The sequence below is a fragment of the Mycobacterium sp. genome (assembly GCF_029961025.1).
Lineage (GTDB): Bacteria > Actinomycetota > Actinomycetes > Mycobacteriales > Mycobacteriaceae > Mycobacterium.
On the sequence record NZ_JASBVP010000001.1, the window covers coordinates 62,164 to 84,485 of the forward strand.

The following is a 22,322-nucleotide window of genomic DNA, read 5'->3' on the forward strand; positions in this document are numbered from 1 at the left end:
TCCCCTCGTTGTTCAGCCCACCCCAGCATAGGAGTGCAGCCCCACGGTCACCAGGTTGACGAAGAACAGGTTGAACACCATGACCGCGAAGCCGATCACGTTAACCCAGGCCGCCTTTTTGTCGCGCCATCCCGCGGTCGACCTGGCGTGCAGGTAGGCCGCATACACGATCCAGGCGACGAACGCCACCGTCTCCTTGGGATCCCAGCCCCAGTACCGGCCCCACGCCTGCTCGGCCCAGATCGCCCCGAAAATCACCCCGAATCCGAACACCGGGAAGGCGAAGATCGTCGTCCGGTAGGCGATCCGGTCCAGGGTCTGCGCATCGGGCAACCGGCGCACCAGCCGCGCGAGCGTTCCGGGGCTGTCCGGGTCGCTCAACCGCGACATCCTCGCCAAAAACAGCAGGCTGGCCACGCCGGCGACCAAAAACACCCCCGAGCCCAGGCTGACCACGAAAACATGGATCGGCAGCCAGTAAGACTGCAACGCGGGCATCACCGGGGCGGCGCTGGTGTACAGCCAGCGCCCGGACACCGTCAGCAGGATCAGCACCGGAACCAGCAGGAAGACCCACAGCCCGCGGTGCTGCAAGCGGCGCAGCACCACGGCGCCGGCCAGCAGGGCGCAGCAGCAGGTCACGTTGATGAACTCGTACATGTTGCCCCAGGGCGCTCGCATGGTGGCCAGCCCGCGCAGCCCGATGCAGACCAGCAGCAGCCCGATCCCCAGGTAGGCCGCCGCCAGGCCGGCCCGCCCGACGCGCTCCTCGAACGGCTGCGCCGCGTCGGGCGCCGCACCGGGTGTCCCCCGGTCGATGGCCGCCGCGCCGGCCGTCACCAGCCCGTCGGTGCGGCTGCGGGTGAAGGCCAATTCGACGGCCAGCAGCAGCAGCGCCACCACCAGGGCAACCACGGCCGAGGTGAACGCCCAGTCGGAGTAGCGGGCCAAGCCGATATTGACGTGCATGGTGTTCATCCGACGTCCCTTCCCGCCGGGGCGGGTTGCCGCGGCGCCGGCGGCTCGGCCGGACCCGAGACGACACCGGCGAGCACCCGCTCGCTCAGGCGCTCGAACTCGTTGCCCCAGCCGGCGTTGTCGGTCCGCGCCAGGCCGCCCAGCTCGACTGTCACCGTATCGGCCGCCGCCGGGAGGATCCGGGCCCACACCCGGCGGCGGCGCACCACCAGCGACACCACCAGCCCGGTCATCATCGTGACAGCGAAAACCAGCACCCAGATCTGGCCCGGGTCGTGGGAGACCTGCACGCCGATGAACGGCACCGCGCCGTCGAAGCGGACGACGGTCCCGTCGTCCTCCAGCCGGACCTGCTCGCCGGCGCGCAGGTTCACCCGCTTCTCCCTGGTCAGCCGGCCGTCCCGGACGAGCCGCGGATCGAGGGCGTACAGCGACTGCGGCCGGCCGCTGTCCAGGCCGGTGTCACCCCGGTAGATGTCGACCGCCACCGCGGGGTCGTTCAGCGCGGGAAAGCTCGACGAGAGCAGGGTGCCGTCGAGCTGTGCGGTCGGCGCGAACAGGCCCTGAATCGCGATCTGGTGTTTGCGACGCTCGTCGGGGTCGGGGTGGGTGCCGGCGGGCGGGTCGATGCGCACCGCACCCGCCGAGAGCAGCGTCGCGGCATTCTCGGGGCGCCACTGCACGGTTGCGGTGCGGGTCTGCCCGTCCGGGAAGGTCACGGTGAACGTGGGCGCATACCCGTGACCCTGCAGGTAGACCCGGTCGCCGCCGAGCCGCAGCGGGTGGTTGACCGCCAGCCGGTAGGGCCGCCAGCTGTTGGCGGCCAGGTCGCGGCCGGCTTGGTAGTCGATGTTCGCCACGAACGAGGTGGCCTGCCCGGAGGGCAGGTAGTGCGCCTGGAAATCATTGACCCGGATGCACATGGGATACAGGGAGGTGCCGTCGACGCTGTTGCCGGCGCGAAACGAGTCGAACGCGGCCGGGGATGCCGAGCAGAAGCCCGGGCCGCCGTCGGCGATGACGACCACGTTGCCCTGGTAGCCGAACAGCTTGCCGACCGCGACCGCGACCAGCAGACCCAGCAGCGAAAAGTGAAACACCAGGTTTCCCAGTTCGCGCAGATACCCTTTCTCGGCGGACACCTCGACGGCGCCGGCGGGTTGGCGGCGGGTGACGGTGCGCCAGCCGCGCAGGTGCCGGGTTATCGTCTCGGCCACGGATTCGGGACGGCCGGCGACGGTGGCGGCGGCGTGCTTGGGCAGCCGGGCCAGGTTGCGGGGCGCCGCCACCGGCGTGGCGCGCCAACTGCGGGCGTGCTCGACCAGCCGCGGGACGAGACAGCCCACCAGGGACACGAACAGCAGCACGTAGACGGCGGTGAACCAGAAGCTGGAGAACACGTCGAACGCCTGCAGCCGGTCCAGCCACGGCCCGATCACCGGGTGGGCGGTCAGATAGTCCTGGACCTTGGCGGGGTTGAGGCTGCGCTGCGGCAGCAGCGCACCGGGTATCGCGCCCAGCGCCAGCAGGATCAGCAGCACCAACGCGGTGCCCATCGACGTCAGCGCACGCCAGGTGTTGCGCACCCAGGCAAGGCCACGCGAGATCGCCCCGATCCGGGCCGTCCGGGAGACATGCGCGGTCGCTTGCGGGGTCAAATCGGCAACCTCACATCGGACACCGCGGCGTCCCGCAACCACGAGACGAAGTCGTCCCACACCCCGGTGACCAGCGCCGCACCCACCACGACCAGCAGGGCGCCGCCGCAGATCTGCATCGCCCGGGTGTGCCGGCGCAGCCAGGTCACGGCGGTCACGGCCGTCGCCGAGCCGAACGCCAGCAGCACAAACGGGATTCCCAGTCCCATGCAGTAGGCGAGCACCAGCACGATCCCGCGCAGCACCGTCGCCCCCTGGGTGGCCGAGGCGACGGTGATCACGCCGGTCAGCGTCGGCCCCAGACACGGGGTCCAGCCCAGCGCGAACACCGCGCCCAGCATCGGCGCCCCGGCCAGCGTCGACCACCGCCGCGGGGTGAGGCGGGCCTGGCGCTGCAGGGCCGGAAGGAAGCCCATAAAGACCAGGCCCATGACGATGGTCAGGACACCGCCGGCTCGCTGCAGCACCAGCCGGTCGGTGATCAGGGTGGTGGTCATTCCGAGCACGGCCACCGTGCCGAGCAGGAACACCGCGGAGAACCCGGCCACGAACAACGCCGCCGAGCCGGTGACCCGCCACCGCGCGGCGGGCGGCGCCCTGCGCGCACCCGGCCGCGGCTGTTCGTCGACGCCGACCACGGCGGTCAGATACGACAAGTAGCCCGGCACCAGCGGCACGACGCATGGCGAGGCGAACGACACCAGCCCCGCCAGCAGGCACACCGCGAGCGCCGGCAGCAGCGGCCCGGCCGCTGCGAGCGCTGAAAACCCGGTGAACCCGGTCATCGCGGTCATCGCGGTTCCCCCGGGGGTGGCGCGGTGCCGGTTTCCAGGGGCTTTTCGGGGGGCTTTTCGGGGGGCTTTTCTGAGGCCACCCGTTGCACCACCGGCTGCAGGTCCTCGGCGAGCAGTTCCCGCAAAAACACCGCCGCCACCCGGTGGCGGCGGTCCAGCACCAGCGTCGAGGGGATGACGGCGGTGGGGTATTTGCCGCCGAAGGCGATCAGGGTGCGCATCGCCGGGTCGTAAATGGACGGGTAGGTGACGTGGCGGTCCACGACGAAGTCGCGGGCTGCCTGCCGGCCGGTGTCTCGCACGTCGATGCCGAGGAAAGACACCCCCTCGCTGCGGGTGGCCTCATGCACCCGCTGCAACCGGCCGACTTCGGCGCGGCACGGGCCACACCACTGGCCCCAGATGTTGATGACGACGACGTCGCCCGCAAAATCGTCCAACGACAGGGTGTGTTCGGGGTTCATCAGGTCCGGGCCGCTCAGCGGCCCGGGGCGACCGCGCCGCCCGGGGGGGTCGTAGAAGAGGTCGGTCTTGCCGCCGGGGGCGACGAACTCGAAGGTGCCGCCCTGCGCCACCGCGTCGCCCCCGCTCGCACAGCCGCTGGCCAGGGCGGCCAGCGCCGCCCCGACGACCAGGCATCGGCGCATGGTCACGTCGCCACCCCCGGCGAGTACACCACGTCCACCAGGCGGTCCCCCTCGTAGACCAGAGAGGTCACCGACGCGAGCGCGCACTGCCGCCGCGTCGGCAGATGCCAGAGCCGTTTGCCGGTCAGATACAGCCGCAGCGTCCATATCGGCAGCTGATGGCTGACGCACACCGCCTCGTGCCCGGCGGCCCGAGCGCGGGCCTTGTCGACCGCCGTCGTCATCCGGGCCGCGATCTGGGAGTAGGGCTCTCCCCACGAGGGGGTGAACGGATTACGCAGGTGCCACCACACGCGCGGGTCGCGCCAGGCGCCGTCGCCGGGCGAAACACCCCTGCCCTGCAGGACGTTGGTCGACTCGATGAGGTCGGGATCGGTGTCCACGACCAGGTCGTGGCGGGCGGCGATGGGCGCGGCGGTCTCCTGGGCCCGCTGCAGCGGGGAGGCGATCACCGCGACGATGTCGTGGCGAGCCAGCGCGTCGGCGACCGCTGCGGCCTGCCGTCGACCGGCGTCGGACAGGTGGAATCCCGGCAGCCGGCCGTACAGGATGCCGTCGGGGTTGTGCACCTCGCCGTGGCGCACCAGGTGGATCCGGGTATGCTCGCCCATCAGGGTTCGCGCTCCCGGGCAGCGGCGGCGGCGGCGGCCGGCAGCCCCTCGGCGATCCGCGCGAAGGCGACGTCGTCAAGAGCGGCCGAGACGAACCACGTTTCGAACGGGCTGCACGGCGGGTACACCCCGGCGTCCAGCAACGCGTGGAAGAACGCCGGGTAACGCCACGTCTGACTGGCCTTCGCCGCGGCGAAGTCGGTCACGGGATCGGCGGCGAAAAAGACGCTGAGCATGTTGCCGGCCCGGGCGATTTGATACGGCACACCGGTGCCCGCCAGCGCTTCGGACAGCAGCGCGGCCAGCCGCTCGGCGTTGGTGTCCAGGGTGGCGTAGACGGCCTCGTCGGCGGCGCGCAGGGTCGCCAGCCCGGCGGCCACCGCCACCGGATTACCCGATAGTGTGCCGGCCTGATACACCGGCCCGAGCGGGGCCAGCCGTTCCATCACCTCGGCGCGCCCGCCGAAGGCCGCGGCCGGCAGTCCGCCGCTCATCACCTTGCCGAAGGTGAACAGATCGGCGTCGACCGGATCAAGCCCGTACCACCCGCTTCGGCTGACCCGGAAACCCGTCATCACCTCGTCGATGATCAGCAGCGCGCCGTGCTCGGCGGTGATTGCGCGCAGCGCGGTGTTGTATCCCGGTGCCGGGGGGACGACGCCCATGTTGCCCGGACTGGCCTCGGTGATCACCGCCGCGATCTGCTCGCCGAACCGCGCGAAGGTCTGGCGGACCGCCTCGATGTCGTTGTAGGGCAACACGAGGGTGTCGGCGGCGGCGGTGACCCCCGGTGAGGACGGCAGGCCCAGCGTCGCCACCCCGGAGCCGGCGTCAGCGAGCAGAGCGTCCACATGGCCGTGGTAACAGCCGGCGAACTTGACGATCTTGGCCCGGCCGGTGAACCCCCGGGCCAGCCGGATGGCGCTCATGGTGGCCTCGGTGCCGGAATTCACCAGCCGGATCATCTCGACCGGCGCCACCCGGGCGATGATCTCGGTGGCCAGCTCGGTCTCGGCCGGGGTCGGCGCCCCGAACGACAACCCGTCGGCGGCGGCCCCGGTCACGGCGTCGACGACCGCCGGGTGAGCGTGACCCAAAATCATCGGACCCCACGAGCAAACGAGGTCGACATAGCGGTTGCCGTCGCCGTCGGTGAGCCAGCAGCCCCGTGCCCGGGTGATGAACCGGGGCGTCCCGCCGACCGCCTGAAACGCCCGCACCGGGGAGTTCACCCCGCCGGGGATCACCGCGCAAGCCTGCTCGAACAGCGCGGCCGACGCCCTCGTGGAAGTCCCGGCCGCGGTTGTCGCCGGGTCAGCACCGTGCACGTCCACCAGTGTTCCAGCTGCCCTGCTCCTGTCCACTACGGGGTGTAAGAGTTGACGCCCGTCACAGCGTGCCGCTCACCGGTAGAGCCGGGGCGGATTGCTCACCAACACCCCACCCTTGACAAGGGTAATTCGCCGGGATCGACCATTGTCAGCTGCCTGACATTCAGGGACCGCAAAAGTCGATTTCGCGGTTTTCTGTAAGTGATGGTGAATTGTGAGCGACAAAGTAAAGGAAGCATTGCAATGCGGGTATTATCCGCGGTGCCGATCCGCACATCGAAGGGGACGCTGGTCGCATCGGTCTCACCACCGATGCGCGAGATCTCGCCACACACCGGTACCGACACCGGGTACGTGATCGTTTCAGCCCCGGCCACCCAGCCGTTACGGCCCTTCTTCCGGAGAACCGGGGTGGTTACCGACGCCGCCGGGTCCCCGATGGCGGCATCACCAGCCCCATCACCAGCCCAGGGTCGGCTACCATCGCATTATCCGCCGCCGCTGGATTTTCTTGAACCCTTCCGGATGAAACGAGAAATGCTGCGGTTATGAGCCCCTCGGGGTAGCCGGAGAAAACTTGCCGCACACACCGCGCGCGAATTGCGTGAGATTGCCAAATTCGATTCATTGGTGTGGTGTCTTGGTGTGTCGTTGCGGCTATAGCCCGGTGCCGTCGGCGGCTTCTGCGGGTGGCGTTTCCTGAGACGCGCAGCAGTCCTCGACGTCGGCGGTGTGCTTGGTGGCGCGGGCGGTGACGGCGGCCACCGCGGTAAGCAAGGCGATGCCGAGCGCGATGAGGGTGACCGCTAGTTGGTGCCCACCGATCCAGGCCGATACGGCGGTGGCCACGCCGTTGAAAGCAGTGGCGCCGGGTTGGCCGCCAAACAATTGCGGCAACCAGTACAGCACCAGGTAGCCGCCGGAAATAGCGAGCACGGCGCCGGCGATACGGTTCATGTAGGGCAGCAGCCGGCGCAGAAAACGGGTGATCAGACCGCTGGCGAAGGCCGCAAACACCGCCAGGCACAACAACAGTGTCGCCGCACCGGCGGCATAGGCGGTGAAGACCAGCAGCATCCCCGAGATGTTGGTCGTGGCCAGCGCCTGGGTGATCACCGCTAGCAGCACCGCGATCGAGCAGGACGCCGAGGCCAGCGCATATCCGGCACCGAAGGCCACCATTCCCAGCGGTGCCTGCCGCCGGGTACTGGAACTTCGTGTCGGCAGCCGCAACGGCAGCTGCCGGCCGACGAGCATGACCAGGCCCACGACGGCAAGGCCGGCGCCGAGCGCCGCGGCCAGCCAGGGGATGAGCCGCAGCAGGGAGCGCAACCCGAGAGCGAGTAACAGCCCGATGACGGTGAGGGTGCCGGCGAAACCGGCGGTGAGGGCCGATCCGGCCCGCAGCCCGCCGGCCAGCCGGGACAGCGCCCCCACCCGAGCGCCGGGGTGATCCGCGGCGTCGACCGCGTAGGCGAGGTAGGCCGGCAGCACCGCGAAGCCGCACGGGTTGACCGGGGCCAGCATCCCCGCACCGAACGCGAGCGCCAGCAGCGGTCCGATCATGCGCCCAGCTTCGCCAGTTGGGCGCCGATCTGAGCGGCGGTGGGTTCCACCGCCCGGAACACCACCGTGCCGGGGATGTCCAGCACCACGACGGTGGAGGGCTGAGTGACCTGGCAGCCGCTCATCAATGCGGCGTGGGTATCGCGGGTGAAGGCCACCCCGGTGGCCTGGTTGGCGGTCAGGAACTCCTCGATGGCCTGCTCGCTGTCGGAGGGGTCGATGTCGACGGCGACGAAGGCCGCCTTGGAGCCGGCGGCCTGCTGGGCCTGACCGACCGCCCGGGCGCTGGGGCCGCAGTTGCCGCAGGTGGCGGAGAAGAAGAACAGCACCCCGGGCCGGGAGCCGTCGGGCACCCTGACCTGCTTGCCTTGCAAGGTGTGGGCGGTCACCGCCGGCCCGGCCGCGGGCGGGCCGGCGGGGTGCTGGTGTTTACCCCCCGGGGACAGCGCCGTATACAGCGCCAACGCGATCGCGAGCACCGCCGCGGCGATGAGCAGGAGCACCAGCGGGCGACGGCGCCAAACCGGCGCGACGGGGCGGGTGGTCGAGGGCTGCTCGGGCATGGGTTAACACTCCTGGGTCAGATTGGATGACGGGTGGGGTGATCGGAGCGGCTGCGGGCGGCCGGCGCGGTCGGCGCGCGTGGACAGCACCGGGGATCCCGACCGCAGCTGCGTCGATGCCACATAAACCGCACCGCTATGGCGGCAGCCACCGCCACAGCGGCACCGATCACGCGGGGATCGGTCAAAGCCGTGGCCACCGCGCCGATCGCGCCGGCGGCGATCAACACCGGTAACCCGCAACACAACGCGGGCAGCAGCAACCCCGCCGCCACCAGCGCGATCGGGGTGCGGCGCGGCCCGGGATGCGTCGACATGGTGGTCCTCCTCGTCGATCGGCCCTCGTCGATCAAGCCCTCGTCGATCAAGCGTTCGGGGTGGTGATGCGCATGCACGCGGCCAAGGCGGCGGCGTTGTCGGCGGCCAACGAGCGGGCCAGCAGCACCAGTTCCGCGACCCGCGGGTCGCTGACTCGATAACAGCTAAAGCGGCCGCGGCGGCGCAGCTGCACGTAGCCGCAGTCGGAGAGGCACGCCAGATGGCTGGACACCCGGCCCTGGGAGAGTCCGATGTGCGCCATGCACTCGCTAACGGTGTGCTCCTCGTCCAACAAGAACTCCAGCAACCGCAACCGGGCCGGATCGGCAAGGGCACGGAAGAATTTCGCCACCGTCTCCACCCCGTTCGCGGTGGTGGGCAACAGGCTGGTGCGGGGCCCAGAAACGTCGACCACAGAACTAACCCTCACTGAGATATCCGGATTTACGAATCCTAGGTTACTATAGACACATTTGGCAACGCGAATGAAAGCGGAGGAAGGATCGGATGGTGGGCTATGACCTCGCGGTGATCGGCTCGGGAGGCGCGGGGTTCGCCGCGGCGATCGCCGCCCGCGGCAAGGGCAAGAGGGTGGTCATGATCGAGCGCGGCACGGTCGGCGGGACGTGTGTCAACACCGGGTGTGTGCCGTCAAAGGCGCTGCTGGCCGCCGCGGCGATCCGCAGCGAGAGCCTTGTGGAGCGTTTCCCGGGCATCGGCGTGACCCCGTTCGGCGTTGACGTGGCGCGGCTGATCGGCGCCAAGGATGACCTGGTGGCAACGATGCGCGCCGCGAAATACACCGACCTGGCCGCCGAATACGGGTGGGATATCGTGGCGGGATCCGCCCGCTTCGCGCCGGGGCCCGTCCTGGATATCGCCCTCACCGATGGCGGGTCCACCCGAGTGGAGGCCGAGCAGTATCTGATCGCCACCGGGTCGGCACCATGGGCGCCACCGGTCGACGGATTGGCCGAGACCGGCTTTTTGACCTCGACCACCGCGATGGAGATGCATGCGCTGCCGGAATCGATGATCGTGCTCGGCGGCAACGCGGTGGGCCTCGAGCAGGCCCAGCTGTGGTCACGGTTAGGGGTGCAGGTCACCGTGGTGGAAGTGCTGGAACGGTTGGCGCCGCTCGAAGAACCCGAAATCTCGGCCGCCATCGAGCGGGCGTTCACCGATGAAGGGCTGCGGGTGCTCACCGGCACGACCACCACCCGGGTCGGATACGAGCACGGCGGCTACCGGCTGGACTACCGCACTGCCGACGGGCACGGCGGCCGGTTGCGCGCCCAGCAGTTGTTGGTCGCCACCGGCCGCCGACCGGTCACCGCTTCGCTAAACCTGGCCGCCGTCGGCGTATCCACCGGCAGCAGGGGCGAGGTGCTCGTCGACGATTTTCTGCGCACCACCAACCCGCGGATCTGGGCGGCCGGCGACGTCACCGGTGCCCCGCAATTCGTCTACGTCGCGGCAGCTCACGGAAACCTGGTGGCCGACAACGCATTTGACGGAACACAGCGAAGCGTGGACTACACGGCGCTGCCGCGGGTGACGTTCACCAGTCCGGCCATTGCCGCGGTCGGGATCACCGAGCGCGAGGCGATCGAGGCCGGCTACGAGTGCGAGTGCCGCGTGCTTCCCTTGCACTACGTACCGCGAGCAATCGTCAATCGCGACACCCGCGGCCTGATCAAACTCGTTGCCCAGCAAGACTCGGGCCGGCTGCTGGGCGCGCACGTGATCGCCGAGGGCGCCGGCGAGGTTATCGCCGCCGCCGTCGGCGCGCTGGCCAACAAGGCGACCGTGGCCGAGCTGGCCGAGCAGTGGTGCCCGTATCTGACCATGGCCGAAGGCCTCAAGCTGGCCGCGCAGACCTTCACCCGCGATGTCACCAAACTGTCCTGCTGCGCCTCCTGAGGTGTTGACCCCGTAAACGTGTTGACCAATTTCTGTTCTGGCAGTGCTCTTATCGGTCGTTGCGATTCAGGCGGCCGTTGTCTCGAACGGGCAGCGTTTGCCGACGTGCTCCCCGCCTGGCCCGCTGCGCAAAGCTTATTCCGTGGGTGATTCAATGATGCGGCAGACGGTGGCAAGCCGACCGCGGCGCTGGTCGCTTTGAGCGGTCTGCAGGGCAGCGACCAGTGTAGTGCGCAGGGCTCGCAAGTGGGCGATGGTGCGGTCGATGTCGCGGATGTGCTTATCGAGCAGGGCGGTGACCTGCTCACAGGGCGCCATGCCCTGACGATGCAGGTCGAGAACCTCTTTGATCTCCGACAATGTCAAACCCAGGGTCCGGGCGCGCAGAATGAACCGCAGGATCGCGATGTCCTCATCGCTGAACAGCCGGTAACCGCTTTGGGTGCGCTCAGCCGGCGGTAGCAACCCCTTGGCTTCCCAGATCCGGATGGCCTTGGCCGAGACACCGATGGCTTTGGCGGCATCGCCGACCGTGTGCGCCAGAGGGCTTCGTTCATGGATGGCAGCCGTCATTGATCTTGGTCCTTTCCCGGGCGGCAGGGGCTCACAACCCGTCGCACGAGTTCCGGGCTTGCCTTAACGGCAAGGTCGAGCACACTCGAGGATACGTCACGGAGCCCTGTCCAAATCGTTTCAGCGTCAAGGTGGCGTTGGGCGAACGTTAGCTGGCGGCTCAACCTAGCGGGTCGCACCAACTCCGAGTCGCGCTTCATGGCGCTATCCGCCGATAGCACAATTGCCCAAAGACTCCGGCAGGTTGGCAAAAAATCTGTGTGCGGGGCGGACCCACCGGCTGCGGCGAAAGCCGACTCGGTGCATTGGCCGAAACGTCCATTGGCGGCAGGCATGGATCTGTCGGGTCGGCGATGCACGGCGGCTCGTCTGTGCGGTCTTGCCCCAGGTCAGTGGCACCACTGACGGCGCTGGCCCTAACCAACGCACCAGTATCGGGGGTTGACAACTCGCCGCTGCCGAATTCGAGCGCTACAACGACGAGGACTGCGCCACCTGACAACGTAATTGCCTTCTTAGCTTGAGATTTCATCGGGCTTCTCCTATCTGTGCTGAGAACACCCGTAAAAGCGCAACGGGTTGGTGATCTCCCGGTCATCGGCTTATCGGCCACGCCGTCGACCTGTGCGATCGTGGTGGAGCGCAGTCCGGGTCGAGACGGAAGTGTCTGCAAATGCTGCGAGCACGCACCACGTTGCCGCTCACAGGGGTGCGTCATACGGTGGCCGGTGGGGATCGCGAAATCCAATTAGGTTGTGGCTAAACCCATGTTGGCCTCCTATGCGGGATCAGGGCGGAGGCATCTCTGCCGGTGATTTCTACGGTAGAGCTTGCCCCAAAGGCAAAGTCAAGGGCACAGCGCCGTACCATTTCGTGCCCGCAGCGTCTCGCTGGCGGCCCGGCACCAGGCGCGTGAAGAGCTCCCGCGCGACTGGATCAGGAGCCGGCCGACGTCACCAAGCGGCTACGTGAGCTCTACGCTGATTACGTGAGCTCTACGCTGATGCAGGGATAACCGGGGATAACCGGGGGCCGGATCAGATGTGAAATAGCGTGCTGAGGAAGAGAAAAGTCATTCCGATGGCCATGCCCGCCTGACTGAGGTTCCCCAGCGAGTCGAAGCGGGAACGTTCGTGCCGGCGTGTGACAACGTACCGATAGGTCCAAAAAACCGCCGCGACCGCGAAGCCGACGCTACCGAGCCAGTTGACTGCGCTCAACCATATGACGATCCGCCGCTTGCCGGCATGTTCATGCCGACCATGTCCATGCCTGCCATCGACGCACCTGGTTGAGTGCCCATTCGTATCGGAAACAGCTGAGTATTCATGATGGCGTACATCCAGGCCGTTGCCAGCATCATCAGAGCGTGGTAGCCGTATTGCACCCGTTGGGCGGCTCTTCGGGCCGCAACGACGGCCATCGTCACGAACGTAACGGCCGTCAGCAGGAAAAACACCGCTGGTCCGGTGGACGGTAAATCTGCGCCCCACGGCCAGGCCATCACCACCATCGCCACTGCCATGACGAAATGCAGCCCGTGGCTGATGACCCAGGTCCACGGTCGGCGTTTGGTGACGATCGCTAGCACACATTCGGCGGCGCTCAGCGAGAACAGCCCGGTAACCACCCACCGAAGCACCAGATCATGGATCACGAGCGACCCAACCGCCCTGATCGAGGGGGGTCGTGACGTTGCCATCCGCTCGGCTACCGATGGTGATATGAGCCCCGGTCCTGCGTTCGCGCCCGAAGCGGCGTAGCCGCAGCGAGTTGCTCACCACGCTGACCGAGGAGAATCCCATCGCCGCGCCCGCGATGACCGGATTCAGCAGGCCGAGTGCGGCCAGGGGGATGGCGGCGGTGTTGTAGCCGAACGCCCACCCCAGGTTCTGGTGAATGGTACGCAGGGTGCGCCGGGAGAGTTCGATCGCATCCACCACACCGTCGAGCCGGCCGGACATCAGCGTGATATCGGAGGCCTCGATGGCCACATCGGTGCCGGTGCCGATCGCGATCCCCAGATCGGCCTGCACCAGCGCGGGGGCGTCGTTGACGCCATCGCCAACCATCGCAACTACCCGGCCCTCGGTCTGCAGTCGGCGGATTTCGCTGACCTTGTCGGCCGGCAGCACCTCGGCCAGTACCCGCTCGATGCCGACCTGCTCGGCGATCGCGGCCGCCGTGCGGGCGTTATCCCCGGTGATCATGGCGACCTGCAGCCCCAGGGCGTGCAGCCGGCGCACCACCTCGGCGGCCTCGTCTTTGATCGTGTCGGCCACCCCGAGCACCCCCACAACCCGGTCGTCCCGGCCGACGAACACCGCGGTGCGGCCCCGCTCTTCCAGTTCCTCGGCCGCCACAGCGAAATGCTCAGGCAATGCCAAATCGTGCTCGTCAACGAGGGTGCGCCGCCCGACCAGCACGGGTTTGCTGTCAATCTCGGCGCGCACACCGTGCCCGGCGAGGTTGGTGAAACCTGTAGCCGCCGGAACCTGCAGCCCTCGCTCACGGGCGGCCGCGACGATCGCCGCCCCGATGGGATGCTCAGAACCGGATTCTACCGCGGCGGCCAGCCGCAGCACCCGATCCGCCTGGCGCCGGTCATCGGCGATCACGTCGGTGAGTCGCATCTGGGCGCGGGTGAGGGTGCCGGTCTTGTCGAACACCACGGTGTCGATCTTCTTGGAGGCTTCCAGCACCTCACCGCCCTTGATCAAGATCCCCAGGTCCGCGCCGCGGCCGGTGCCGACCATGATCGCCGTGGGGGTGGCCAGCCCCAGCGCACACGGGCAGGCGATGATCAGTACCGCGACCGCGGCGCTCATACCCGCGAGCGGGTTGGCGGCGATCAGCGCCCACCCGGCGAACGTCGTGGCGGCAACACCGATGACACTCGGCACGAACACTGCCGAGATCCGGTCGGCCAGCCGCTGCACCGGGGCCTTGCCGCCCTGGGCCTGCTCGACCAGGCGCACGATCTGGGCCAGCGCGGTGTCGGCCCCCACGGCGGTGGCCCGCACGGTCAGCAGGCCGTCGGTGTTGACCGTCGCCCCGGCAACATGATCACCCACCGTTTTTTCGACCGGGACGGACTCGCCGGTGAGCATCGACTCATCGACGGCGGCGCGCCCATCGATGACCTCACCATCGACCGGGATCTTCTCCCCGGGACGCACCCGCACCAGGTCTCCGACTTGCACCTGGTCCACTGGGACGAGGCGCTCCTGGCCGTCGACGAGCAGCCGGGCCTCCTTGGCGCCCATCTCCAGCAGCTTGCTGATCGCCTCCCGGGTCTTGCCGTGAGCCCTGGCCTCGAAGTAGCGGCCCAGCACCACGAATGCGATGATCAACGCCGCGGTGTCGAAAAACAGCGGCCCGCCAGCGAACAATTCATAAGCGGAGTAGGTGAACGCGGTGAGCGTGCCCAGCGCGATCAGGGTGTCCATGTTCGCGGTCTTTTCCCGCGCACGCTGCGCGGCCCCCACCAGGAACGGCCACCCGGCTATGAATTGCACCGGTATCGTCGCGGCAAACGCCAACCAGCGTGCCCACGGGTAGCCGCCGAAAAACATCGACAACCCGGACGCCAGCAGCCCCAACGGCCAGGCCAGCCACACCCGCCGCAACCAGGCGCGAATCCCGCGCCGACTCTCCTCGCCCGGCGACGGTGGGCTCTCGGTGACCGACTCGAGGTGATAGCCGAGACGATCCAGCGCCTCGGCCAGCCTCCGGATCTGCGGCGGGCGCTCCGCCACCTCCCCGCGCAGACCCAACAGCGTTCGCGCGATCCCCCCCACGACCTTCCCCACCACCCCGCCGCCGGCATCAGCCCGGTGCGCCGTCGGGGCGGGCGTCGCCGTCCGGCGCACCGCCTCGGTGATCGCCGACAGCACCGCAGCGGTGTCACAGCCAGCCGGTGCGTACCAGATCACCACCGATGCCGTCCGCGGATAGGCGCGCACGCCGCGCACACCGGTCAGCTGGCCAACCGACCGCTCAATCGCGGCAGCCCTGGCCCCGTCAAACTGAAACCCGGTGGCGTGCACCCGCATCCGGCCTGCCCCGGCGGAGAGCACGGTCAGCTTTGCTGCGGTGTCGGCGGGGGCATCGACGGTCAGCATCAGTGCTCCTGGGTGGCACCGGTGTCCGCCGCCGGCGGTGAAACTTCCTCCCCGATGCGCTCGACCGCCTCGGCGAGCATGTCGGCGGCCGCCAGTCGAGCCCGCTCAACGCCATCCTTGGCCGTGCGCTCCACCTTGCGGGCAACCCGCAGACCCCAGGCGGTGGTGGTGACCGTCGCCTTGCGCCACGGAACCTTGGCCAAAGCCCAATGCAGCGCCTCATGGCCGGCATACACCAACAAGATGTGGGTGCCCAGCGTGGGCGCCGCCTTCGCCAGCCGTCCATGTCGTGCTGTCATCTGGAACACTCCTTACTCATCGTTGCCCCGGCAAGTGCGGCGGTGACTTCTCCGCTGCTGCGCTTTCCGCGTGGTGCCGCAGACCGAGCCCAATCGAGCCGGTGCCGGCGCTTGCCAAGCCGGGTGCCGATCCCTCGACCCACCTCAGAACTGGCGAAACTTGTCCAACTTCGCTGACACAGGCAGCGTTTCGGCAACCCAAGGGTCTCGAACCCGGATTCAGCCGTTTCACTCATCCTTCCTCGCTGAAGCGCAACGTTGACGCCGGCGGGTCGACCCCCGCTCGATCAGCCCACCGACGGTACCGCCAATCTAGGGGTTGCCCTTGGGACAAGGTCAAGCGCTGCGGCACGATTGCCGGCTCGGCCGGGTTAGCTGCGGGAGTGCGACCAGCGACCGACCTCAGCGCCGAAGCGCGCCGTAGGGGCGGCTAAAGCATGCGCCGGCGCCGTCGGACTCCTGCCACGGCAGCGGCACGTCGGGTTCAACCGGTGTAGCAGTACGAGTCGCTCGACGCGTCGCCGCCCTGCAGCCGGGTCTGATGGACCCTTAGACCACGAAAGGCGTTGCCCCGAGGGAAGAATTCGAGATCTGGAACGAGCCCGCCGAGGCCGGTGTCGGCGTTAAGTTTTGCCATCCAGGCCCCGACGCCGTCGGGATAGAACACATCGTCCCAGGCCGCGTAGAGCGAATTGGTGACGTAGACCCGCTGTCCATCACGGCTGATCTCCACCATCTGCGGCCCACCGGCCAACGGCAAGTCCGGCGCCGCCGGGTGCGACTGGCGGCGCACGATTCCACCGAGACGTACCGACGCGGTTTGCCGCGGACGGAACGGGTCGCTCACGTCGAACTGCTTGAGTTCGCCGGTGCCCCAGCATGAGACATACAGCCAGCGGTCATCGACCGACAAGTCGATGTCGGAGACCAGTGGCGGCACAGCGGCGAACGGCCTCAGCGCCGGGGGCAGGGCGTCGGGGTCGGCGGGTTCGGCCGGAACTGTGATGACCTTTTCGAGCGCCCATCGGTCAGCTTGCCGGTGCCACAGCCAGATCGACGACGAGAGGTCTTCGACGTTGATCACCACGCCGACAAAGCCGTACGCTTTGGCGGGGTCGTGGGCCGGGCGCAGTTCGAGCACCATCTGGTGCTCATCGCCAAGGTCGATCCGCTGGGTGAGATTCCGCTTGGACATGCTCCAGAAGTTCACGTGATGCCCGAACTTACGGCCAAGCAGATGCTCGGGATCGAGCCCACTTTCGAGCATCGAGGGTGTCCCCCACTCCGACGTGATCACCGTGTCGTAGTTCAGGTGCCACCACACGTCGTAGGCGAAAAATTGCTCGCCTCGGTCCCGCTCCCACGGCCCGATGACCTCGAACGTGTCGTGATCGATCAGTGCGACACCGCCGGGACCGTCGTTGCCGTCGGCGCCGCCCAGGGCGGACATGAAGATACCGTCCGGGCCGCAGTGCACGGTATGCGGGCGTGAATATCCGGCCTTGGCAGCGAGTTCACCCGCCTCGATGACGTGCACCACAGACGGTTGGCGGGGGTCGGGCTTGGTGTCAAGGACATACGTCGTCGACGAGCGGATCCCCGGCACCACCAGATAGCGGCGCTCCAACTGGTGACGGTCCCCGTGCCCGTCATGACACAGTGCGCTCGAACACGCGTTCCACCCGAAATGGTGTAGTTCATTGCCGGCCGTGGGCAGCTCGGCCCAACCGATCACATCGCCGTACGTCGGCGAGGTCGGATCGCAGTCCACCACGGCGAGCGCATCTTTCGCCTGACCCGCCGGGTCGAAAGCGGCAACGTAGGCCAGCCGCTCGGGTGGGGCTGCGATGGCGGCGCCCGGACTCCGGTAGAACGTGGGATCTGGTACGTCGGACATGGTTTCCCTTTCAGGTCAGGCCGCATCGCCGGGCTGCCCGGAGATAGCCGGAGATAACGATGCCGAGGTGCCCCGGGTCGGTCATGTTCCCTAGTCTCTCCCCCGGTTCCTCGTTGTCTATGTGCCGGGAGGGTGGTGAAGAGATCGCGACCGCTGAGTACACTAAAATTCCGCACTGCGGAGGTCAAGGGCCTAAGAAGCCGCCCTGCAAGGAAGGGAGCCCCCGTGGCGCACACCGTCGGTGCTGCCGCCAAAGCCGTCGGAGTTTCCCCGAAGGCTATCCGGACTTGGGAGGCCAAGGGGTTGCTGCCGCTGGCCGCACGCACCGAGGTCGGCTACCGGTTGTTCAGCGACGACGACATCGCAATCCTGCGATTCATTCTGCGGGCCAGAACTCTCGGCTTCTCCTTGCCGGAGATCAAAGAGATCCTAGACCTGCATCGCCGGGGTGCAATGCCCTGCGACCAGGTGACCGCGCTGCTCGATCGGCACGTGCACGACCTCGACCATGCCATCGCCGCGTTGTGTGCCTTGCGCGCCAAACTGATCGGCGCGCTACAGTCCGCGCGCAGCGAACAGCACCATGACCAGACCGCCACCGTGTGCCACATCATCGAAAGCGCCACCGACGGCGCAGAACCCGTCGGACAGGAACGCAGACGTCGGCAACCCTCCAGCCCGTTGCTCAGCCCCGCCCACCGGGTTGCTCACACTCGCAATCATGAGCGGCGTTGAGCCCGCCCGCTACGAGCGCGGTATTACGCCCGACCTGATCACCGCCACCTCGGTCGGCGCCCGCCGCGCCGCATTCATCGCCCCCGTCCGGCCACCGCGGCGACGGTGCAGGAACTGGCCGGGCTGTAGATCGGGTTACGACGACGCGACGTCGACCGGTTACGCGTGCGCGCGGCGGCCGCCGAGAACACCGCTGGACATCGCCACCCGTGCTTTGTCGATGCTGATCCGCCATCGGGTCGCCGCCGATATCGTCCGGGTGCCGAAGCGAGCTCGGCTCATCGTGCTGCCGTTGCCCTTCCCGGTGGAAGATCCCCGACCTCCGATTTCGGGCACGCTGCGGAGCTGATCGACCAGGCCCGCACCGAGACCCTGGAGCTGACTCGCCGCCAGGCGGACCGGGTCGATGGTGCCCGGGCATGTCGACCGATGGGCCGCGCGCCCGACGTCCGGTAAACGAATCCGCCGCAGCGAGTAGTCGCACGGCAATCCACGGGGAGCAAGATTGTAGGCAGGATGACATCGTCTGGGTGGCGGAGGAGGCGCGGTGTCAGACCACCCGGCGGATCCGATCAACCAAGCCGTGCACGCGCCGACCGGCGAGCGCCCGGCCTCGGGGGCAAAGATGCGACACGCCGCCTGGGTGGCGCGGTGCGTCGGTCGCGGGGCGGCTGCCCCGCTGCGTCCCGAAGACCTCTCCGCACTGGCAGACAGCCTGCAGGTTAGGGCCTTTAACGCCGGGGAGGTGGTTTTCTCCGCCGCTCACGTGGCCAGCGGGGTGTGGATTGTGCGGACGGGGCAAATCGAGCTCACGGCCGGCTCTGGACGCCGGCGCGCGGTGATAGACGTGCTGCGCGCCGGCGACGTGGTCGGCGATATTCCGGTGTTGCTGGGCTTGCCGGTGCCACACACGGCGCGCGCGTTGTCGGACGCATTGTGCCTGTTTCTGGATCGGGACGCCTTCGAACGGCTGCTCGCCGCCCATCCGGGCATCTCCCGGCGGTGGCTTTCCAGTGTGGCCCAACGGGTGTTGGCCGGGCGGGTCAGGTTGAGCCTGCTCGGCAGGCCGCTGCCAACCCAATTGGCGCAGCTTCTTCTGGACTTAGCGGTCGACGGCTCCGTGCAACTCACCCAACACACCCTGGCGGCCATGCTCGGCGTACAGCGCCCGTCGATCAACAAGATCCTCAAGGAGTTCGAGCGAGACCGTCTCGTCCACGTCGGATATGCCATGATCAAGATCACCGATCCCGATGGGTTGCGCGCCCGCGCGAAATGAGGCTCAAATGCTGGTCGGCCGGGTCAGTCACGAATCCGCATGCACCCCGGTGTTGGATGGCACCCGCACCAGTTCGAACCTGCGGATCCGCAGCCGGCCGCTGCGCATGGCTGCCTTCAGCGGCGGCGGAATACGGGTGTGGCGGCTAATCTCCGCCATCGGGACCTGCGCGCCGGTCCGCAGCTCCCACTCGGGAAACCGGCGCAGGTCGTCCTCGGAGATACCGATGCCGGTGCCCGGGATCGTGGTGAAGCCGGCCATGAGCAGAAGCGCGCCGGGCGCGGCGACCCGGGTGACCCCGGCGGCGTAGGCGTCGCGTTGGGTGGCCGAAAGCCCGTAAAAGCAGCCACTGTCGACGATCAGGGTGTAGCCGTCGCCGAGGTTCAGCTCCCCGAGCCTGGTCACGTCGCCTTGCAGGAAACGCGCTTTCGCGTCCCGCCCGACGGCTTCGGCCCGCGCCTTCTCCCGCGCTTTTTCGACTGCCCGGCCGAGCATGTCGATGCCGACCGCGTCCCAGCCGCGCCGGGCGAGATAGAGCGTATTGCGTCCGACGCCGCAGCCGAGGTCCAGCGCCCGGCCCGGTGGCAGCCGGTGTTCGCCTTCGACGTGCTGCACCAGCCAGGTGTCGGGGACATCGGCAGCGGCAAACGACGGGTTTAGTCCGATCCGGGACAACACCTCGTACAACAGGCGGACAACGCGGCGATCCATGTGGGTCCTCACGCCGGAATCCGGCCGGTCGCGCCGCGGTCACGGTGTGATAACCGATTCGGCGTGGCCTTACGGGCGATGCTATTCGACCCGGCAGGATCACGCTCATGCCTCCGCTGACCCGCCGCGCTGCGCTGCGTCTTGGTGCCCGTGCTGCGGGAGGAGTCGCGAGCCTCTGGGCGTTGGGCGCATTGCGGGATCCGGGTGAACTCCACGCGTCGCCCGCCCCGTCCGAGCCCCCGGCGGGTAACGCGTTGCCGACTCGCCTGTCTGGATCGTTCATCTCCGCCGCCCGCGGGGGCGTGCCGACCAATTGGGTGATCCTGCGACCGCCCGGGGACGCCATGGCGCTGCGCCCGGTGATCGCCTTGCACGGCAAAGGCGGGAACGCCAACAGCGTGGTGGACCTCGGCGTGGCGGACCAACTTGCCCGGTTGGTCCAAGCGGGCCACCCACCGTTCGCGGTGGTCGGTGTCGACGGCGGCGATACCTACTGGCACCGGCGGGTTTCCGGCCAAGACTCGGGAGCGATGGTGCTCGGCGAGTTATTGCCGATGCTGGCGACGAAGGGTTTGGACATCTCGCGGGTCGGCTTCCTGGGGTGGTCGATGGGCGGCTATGGGGCCTTGTTGCTGGGTGCTCGCCTGGGTGCGCCACGGACTGCGGGGATCTGTGCGGTGAGCCCGGCCTTGTTCACCTCGTATACCGGCAGCGCACCGGGGGCGTTCGACAGCTACGAGGACTGGGTGCGCAACAACGTGTTCGGCCTGCCCGCGCTGGCCAAGATCCCGATCCGGGTGGACTGCGGCACCGGCGACCGCTTCTATCCGGCGACGCGGCAGTTCGTCGCCCAACTGCGCACACCGCCGGCCGGGGGATTCTCGCCGGGTGGGCATGATGCCGAGTTTTGGCGCGGCCAGTTGCCCGCCGAGCTGGCATGGTTGGCGTCGTAACCGGGCGGATTCACCGTCCGACACGCTCGGCGGTCGGACCGTCGCTGCCCCACGGCGCTGGTTTGACCGCGAGGCGAGCGGTTCACTGCGGGATTTGGCGCTCCACCGCCCGCGCACGGCGCAACCCGGCGGCACCGGTCACGGCGAGCACCCCGGCGAGCGTCGCCAACAGCAAGGTCAGCAGCAGTAGCGGCGGGTTATAGACCACCGACATGATGACCGGCTGTCCGTCGACAATGGGTGCGACCGGCACCGTGGAGCGGACGTTTACCCAGCTTACCGCGCAGCCCGCCGCCGCAGCCGCGGCCAGGCCGAGTTCGGCGACGGCACGGGAGCGGGCCGTCACCGCGGGAACCCGCTGTCGTCGTCATCAATTTCGACATCCGGGCAGGCCGGCCCGACGCGCTCCTCAACCAACGGGGTCAGCGCCGCCCGCAAGTGGCGATGATGACGTGCCCACGCCTGTGCGGTGCGCCCGTGGGTGAGCTTGAGGCCGATGCCCACCCGCCCGCGGGGCACTCCCACGAGCTCACCGAGCGCCCGCGCCGATTGCCAGCGCTCGACTTCCTTTTCGACGGCCAACGGGTGCCCAGGTTCGGGGTACACCTTGAGAATCTCGGAGATCCGGATGGTCTCGGTACCCTGACGCAGGGTCTGCTCCGTCAGCTCTACCGAGGTATGGATGCGCGCCGCCTTCACCTGCAAGGCGACGAAGCCGGACACCAGCACCAAGAACACCGTGGGAACCAGAAACTGCCAGCCGTAACCGCTGGATTTTTCGATCAGCAGCATGGCCACCGCCGAGGCAGGACCTGCCAACACCCAGTACCAGCTGGCACCGCACTCGTAAAACAACGGCGCAGGCTTGGTTTCGGTCACTCGGGTCATCAACGGCTCACCACCCTGACTTCTGCATTGTTTCCTGCCGCCGGCGCTGCTCACCAGCGGCCGACGCCGATCTGGGTCCTCACCTGGTGAAGTACTCGTGGGCGTCCTTGCGGTGCAACAGAACCACTCCCCCACCGATGAGCACCGAGCCGACGATCCCCGTGACGGCACAGACCACCGCCGCCACCGGCGGCCAGGTCACGGTGAACAAACGCATCGCCACGTAGACGATGGTGGCCAGGCCACCGCCGGTCAACACGGTGCGGGCCCACCGATAACCCGCCCGCATCAGCACCAGGAAGGTCACCACCACGGCGCACAGCACGGCCGCGAACAGGCCCGCTGCGGCGTAGATCGGCCCGGACCCGTTGCGTGCCTGCGTAAAGACCACGTCCACGAGGTACCCGATGACCATCAACGGCAACGCCGCCACCCACAGCCAGAAACCGGTGTCCACGTCCACCGGCCGCCTCG

At 68.2% G+C, this 22,322-nt stretch carries 23 protein-coding genes and 1 pseudogene; 5 read left to right on the forward strand and 19 right to left on the reverse strand.

Annotated elements, in window-relative coordinates; all coding sequences use genetic code 11:
* Window positions 1-12: 12 nt before the first annotated feature.
* From ccsB to QJR12_RS00410, 10 genes are all read right to left on the reverse strand, one after another.
* Window positions 13-978 carry a c-type cytochrome biogenesis protein CcsB gene (ccsB, locus tag QJR12_RS00365; protein ID WP_300574987.1) on the reverse strand — a complete coding sequence of 322 codons (966 nt, stop codon included), beginning with the start codon at window positions 976-978 and terminating at the stop codon, window positions 13-15.
* On the reverse strand, window positions 975-2,534 hold the full coding sequence (locus QJR12_RS00370) for a cytochrome c biogenesis protein ResB (RefSeq protein ID WP_300575148.1): 1,560 nt from the start codon (window positions 2,532-2,534) through the stop codon (window positions 975-977). Before QJR12_RS00370 ends, ccsB begins: the two co-directional genes overlap by 4 nt.
* A 98-nt stretch (window positions 2,535-2,632) precedes the next feature.
* On the reverse strand, window positions 2,633-3,421 hold the full coding sequence (locus QJR12_RS00375; protein WP_300575150.1) for a cytochrome c biogenesis CcdA family protein: 789 nt from the start codon (window positions 3,419-3,421) through the stop codon (window positions 2,633-2,635).
* A 5-nt stretch (window positions 3,422-3,426) separates the two neighbouring features.
* Window positions 3,427-4,077 (reverse strand): TlpA disulfide reductase family protein, encoded by a 651-nt coding sequence (locus QJR12_RS00380; protein ID WP_300575152.1) that lies wholly within the window; start codon window positions 4,075-4,077, stop codon window positions 3,427-3,429.
* Window positions 4,078-4,079: 2 nt separating this feature from the next.
* Entirely contained in the window at window positions 4,080-4,688 is a 609-nt protein-coding gene (locus tag QJR12_RS00385) for a histidine phosphatase family protein (RefSeq protein WP_300574989.1), read from the reverse strand.
* Window positions 4,688-6,016, reverse strand: coding sequence for a glutamate-1-semialdehyde 2,1-aminomutase (gene hemL, locus QJR12_RS00390; protein WP_300574991.1), 1,329 nt, complete (start codon window positions 6,014-6,016; stop codon window positions 4,688-4,690). Before hemL ends, QJR12_RS00385 begins: the two co-directional genes overlap by 1 nt.
* A 660-nt stretch (window positions 6,017-6,676) precedes the next feature.
* Complete coding sequence (locus QJR12_RS00395; protein ID WP_300574993.1) at window positions 6,677-7,585, reverse strand: cytochrome c biogenesis protein CcdA; 909 nt, start codon at window positions 7,583-7,585, stop codon at window positions 6,677-6,679.
* Complete coding sequence (locus QJR12_RS00400) at window positions 7,582-8,148, reverse strand: alkyl hydroperoxide reductase (RefSeq protein ID WP_300574995.1); 567 nt, start codon at window positions 8,146-8,148, stop codon at window positions 7,582-7,584. The genes QJR12_RS00395 and QJR12_RS00400 overlap by 4 nt, the downstream gene beginning before the upstream one ends.
* 17 nt (window positions 8,149-8,165) lie before the next feature.
* Window positions 8,166-8,465: a hypothetical protein gene (locus tag QJR12_RS00405; RefSeq protein ID WP_300574997.1), complete on the reverse strand. Its 300-nt coding sequence runs from the start codon at window positions 8,463-8,465 to the stop codon at window positions 8,166-8,168.
* 47 nt (window positions 8,466-8,512) lie between these two features.
* On the reverse strand, window positions 8,513-8,881 hold the full coding sequence (locus tag QJR12_RS00410) for a metalloregulator ArsR/SmtB family transcription factor (protein WP_300574999.1): 369 nt from the start codon (window positions 8,879-8,881) through the stop codon (window positions 8,513-8,515).
* Window positions 8,882-8,973: 92 nt separating this feature from the next.
* Here QJR12_RS00410 and merA point away from each other — a divergent pair, with 92 nt between their 5' ends.
* Window positions 8,974-10,389 carry a mercury(II) reductase gene (gene merA, locus QJR12_RS00415; protein ID WP_300575001.1) on the forward strand — a complete coding sequence of 472 codons (1,416 nt, stop codon included), beginning with the start codon at window positions 8,974-8,976 and terminating at the stop codon, window positions 10,387-10,389.
* 135 nt (window positions 10,390-10,524) lie between these two features.
* Here the strand turns inward: merA and QJR12_RS00420 are convergent, their stop codons facing one another.
* The 5 genes and pseudogenes from QJR12_RS00420 to QJR12_RS00440 form a co-directional block, all read right to left on the reverse strand.
* A complete protein-coding gene (locus QJR12_RS00420; RefSeq protein ID WP_300575003.1) occupies window positions 10,525-10,962 on the reverse strand; it encodes a heavy metal-responsive transcriptional regulator in 438 nt (145 codons plus the stop codon).
* 1,037 nt (window positions 10,963-11,999) lie between these two features.
* A pseudogene (locus tag QJR12_RS00425) lies at window positions 12,000-12,619 on the reverse strand (DUF5134 domain-containing protein).
* The gene (locus QJR12_RS00430) at window positions 12,609-15,017 is read right to left on the reverse strand and encodes a copper-translocating P-type ATPase (RefSeq protein ID WP_300575154.1); all 2,409 of its coding nucleotides are present in this window, start codon (window positions 15,015-15,017) and stop codon (window positions 12,609-12,611) included. Before QJR12_RS00430 ends, QJR12_RS00425 begins: the two are co-directional and overlap by 11 nt.
* A gap of 68 nt (window positions 15,018-15,085) precedes the next feature.
* Window positions 15,086-15,385: a DUF1490 family protein gene (locus QJR12_RS00435; protein WP_300575005.1), complete on the reverse strand. Its 300-nt coding sequence runs from the start codon at window positions 15,383-15,385 to the stop codon at window positions 15,086-15,088.
* 484 nt (window positions 15,386-15,869) lie between these two features.
* Complete coding sequence (locus tag QJR12_RS00440) at window positions 15,870-17,282, reverse strand: selenium-binding protein SBP56-related protein (RefSeq protein ID WP_300575007.1); 1,413 nt, start codon at window positions 17,280-17,282, stop codon at window positions 15,870-15,872.
* 225 nt (window positions 17,283-17,507) lie between these two features.
* Here QJR12_RS00440 and QJR12_RS00445 point away from each other — a divergent pair, with 225 nt between their 5' ends.
* The 3 genes from QJR12_RS00445 to QJR12_RS00455 all read left to right on the forward strand — a co-directional run bounded on the left by QJR12_RS00445 (window position 17,508) and on the right by QJR12_RS00455 (window position 19,296).
* A complete protein-coding gene (locus tag QJR12_RS00445) occupies window positions 17,508-18,017 on the forward strand; it encodes a MerR family DNA-binding protein (RefSeq protein WP_300575009.1) in 510 nt (169 codons plus the stop codon).
* Window positions 18,004-18,366 carry a hypothetical protein gene (locus tag QJR12_RS00450; protein ID WP_300575011.1) on the forward strand — a complete coding sequence of 121 codons (363 nt, stop codon included), beginning with the start codon at window positions 18,004-18,006 and terminating at the stop codon, window positions 18,364-18,366. Before QJR12_RS00445 ends, QJR12_RS00450 begins: the two co-directional genes overlap by 14 nt.
* A 222-nt stretch (window positions 18,367-18,588) precedes the next feature.
* Window positions 18,589-19,296, forward strand: coding sequence for a Crp/Fnr family transcriptional regulator (locus tag QJR12_RS00455; RefSeq protein WP_300575156.1), 708 nt, complete (start codon window positions 18,589-18,591; stop codon window positions 19,294-19,296).
* 27 nt (window positions 19,297-19,323) lie between these two features.
* On the opposite strand, the gene QJR12_RS00460 is transcribed toward QJR12_RS00455, so the two are convergent.
* Window positions 19,324-20,019 carry a class I SAM-dependent methyltransferase gene (locus tag QJR12_RS00460; protein ID WP_300575013.1) on the reverse strand — a complete coding sequence of 232 codons (696 nt, stop codon included), beginning with the start codon at window positions 20,017-20,019 and terminating at the stop codon, window positions 19,324-19,326.
* Between the two features lie 95 nt (window positions 20,020-20,114).
* Between QJR12_RS00460 and QJR12_RS00465 the strand changes: the two genes are divergently transcribed.
* Window positions 20,115-20,960: a hypothetical protein gene (locus QJR12_RS00465; protein ID WP_300575015.1), complete on the forward strand. Its 846-nt coding sequence runs from the start codon at window positions 20,115-20,117 to the stop codon at window positions 20,958-20,960.
* A gap of 82 nt (window positions 20,961-21,042) precedes the next feature.
* Here the strand turns inward: QJR12_RS00465 and QJR12_RS00470 are convergent, their stop codons facing one another.
* The 3 genes from QJR12_RS00470 to QJR12_RS00480 form a co-directional block, all read right to left on the reverse strand.
* On the reverse strand, window positions 21,043-21,306 hold the full coding sequence (locus QJR12_RS00470; RefSeq protein WP_300575017.1) for a hypothetical protein: 264 nt from the start codon (window positions 21,304-21,306) through the stop codon (window positions 21,043-21,045).
* Complete coding sequence (locus QJR12_RS00475; RefSeq protein ID WP_300575019.1) at window positions 21,303-21,848, reverse strand: DUF3093 domain-containing protein; 546 nt, start codon at window positions 21,846-21,848, stop codon at window positions 21,303-21,305. Before QJR12_RS00475 ends, QJR12_RS00470 begins: the two co-directional genes overlap by 4 nt.
* Before the next feature lie 79 nt (window positions 21,849-21,927).
* Window positions 21,928-22,311 (reverse strand): hypothetical protein, encoded by a 384-nt coding sequence (locus tag QJR12_RS00480; protein ID WP_300575021.1) that lies wholly within the window; start codon window positions 22,309-22,311, stop codon window positions 21,928-21,930.
* Between the last annotated feature and the right edge of the window lie 11 nt (window positions 22,312-22,322).

Coding starts and splice junctions, on each gene's coding strand:
- QJR12_RS00385 (WP_300574989.1), bottom strand. CDS start 4,688: ATGGGCGAGCATACCCGGATCCACCTGGTGCGCCACGGCGAGGTGCAC.
- QJR12_RS00400 (WP_300574995.1), bottom strand. CDS start 8,148: ATGCCCGAGCAGCCCTCGACCACCCGCCCCGTCGCGCCGGTTTGGCGC.
- QJR12_RS00370 (WP_300575148.1), bottom strand. CDS start 2,534: ATGGGCACCGCGTTGGTGCTGCTGATCCTGCTGGCGCTGGGCGCGATA.
- QJR12_RS00405 (WP_300574997.1), bottom strand. CDS start 8,465: ATGTCGACGCATCCCGGGCCGCGCCGCACCCCGATCGCGCTGGTGGCG.
- QJR12_RS00435 (WP_300575005.1), bottom strand. CDS start 15,385: ATGACAGCACGACATGGACGGCTGGCGAAGGCGGCGCCCACGCTGGGC.
- merA (WP_300575001.1), top strand. CDS start 8,974: ATGGTGGGCTATGACCTCGCGGTGATCGGCTCGGGAGGCGCGGGGTTC.
- QJR12_RS00450 (WP_300575011.1), top strand. CDS start 18,004: ATGAGCGGCGTTGAGCCCGCCCGCTACGAGCGCGGTATTACGCCCGAC.
- QJR12_RS00395 (WP_300574993.1), bottom strand. CDS start 7,585: ATGATCGGACCGCTGCTGGCGCTCGCGTTCGGTGCGGGGATGCTGGCC.
- QJR12_RS00430 (WP_300575154.1), bottom strand. CDS start 15,017: ATGCGGGTGCACGCCACCGGGTTTCAGTTTGACGGGGCCAGGGCTGCC.
- QJR12_RS00475 (WP_300575019.1), bottom strand. CDS start 21,848: ATGACCCGAGTGACCGAAACCAAGCCTGCGCCGTTGTTTTACGAGTGC.
- QJR12_RS00420 (WP_300575003.1), bottom strand. CDS start 10,962: ATGACGGCTGCCATCCATGAACGAAGCCCTCTGGCGCACACGGTCGGC.
- QJR12_RS00440 (WP_300575007.1), bottom strand. CDS start 17,282: ATGTCCGACGTACCAGATCCCACGTTCTACCGGAGTCCGGGCGCCGCC.
- QJR12_RS00465 (WP_300575015.1), top strand. CDS start 20,115: ATGCCTCCGCTGACCCGCCGCGCTGCGCTGCGTCTTGGTGCCCGTGCT.
- QJR12_RS00375 (WP_300575150.1), bottom strand. CDS start 3,421: ATGACCGGGTTCACCGGGTTTTCAGCGCTCGCAGCGGCCGGGCCGCTG.
- QJR12_RS00380 (WP_300575152.1), bottom strand. CDS start 4,077: ATGCGCCGATGCCTGGTCGTCGGGGCGGCGCTGGCCGCCCTGGCCAGC.
- ccsB (WP_300574987.1), bottom strand. CDS start 978: ATGAACACCATGCACGTCAATATCGGCTTGGCCCGCTACTCCGACTGG.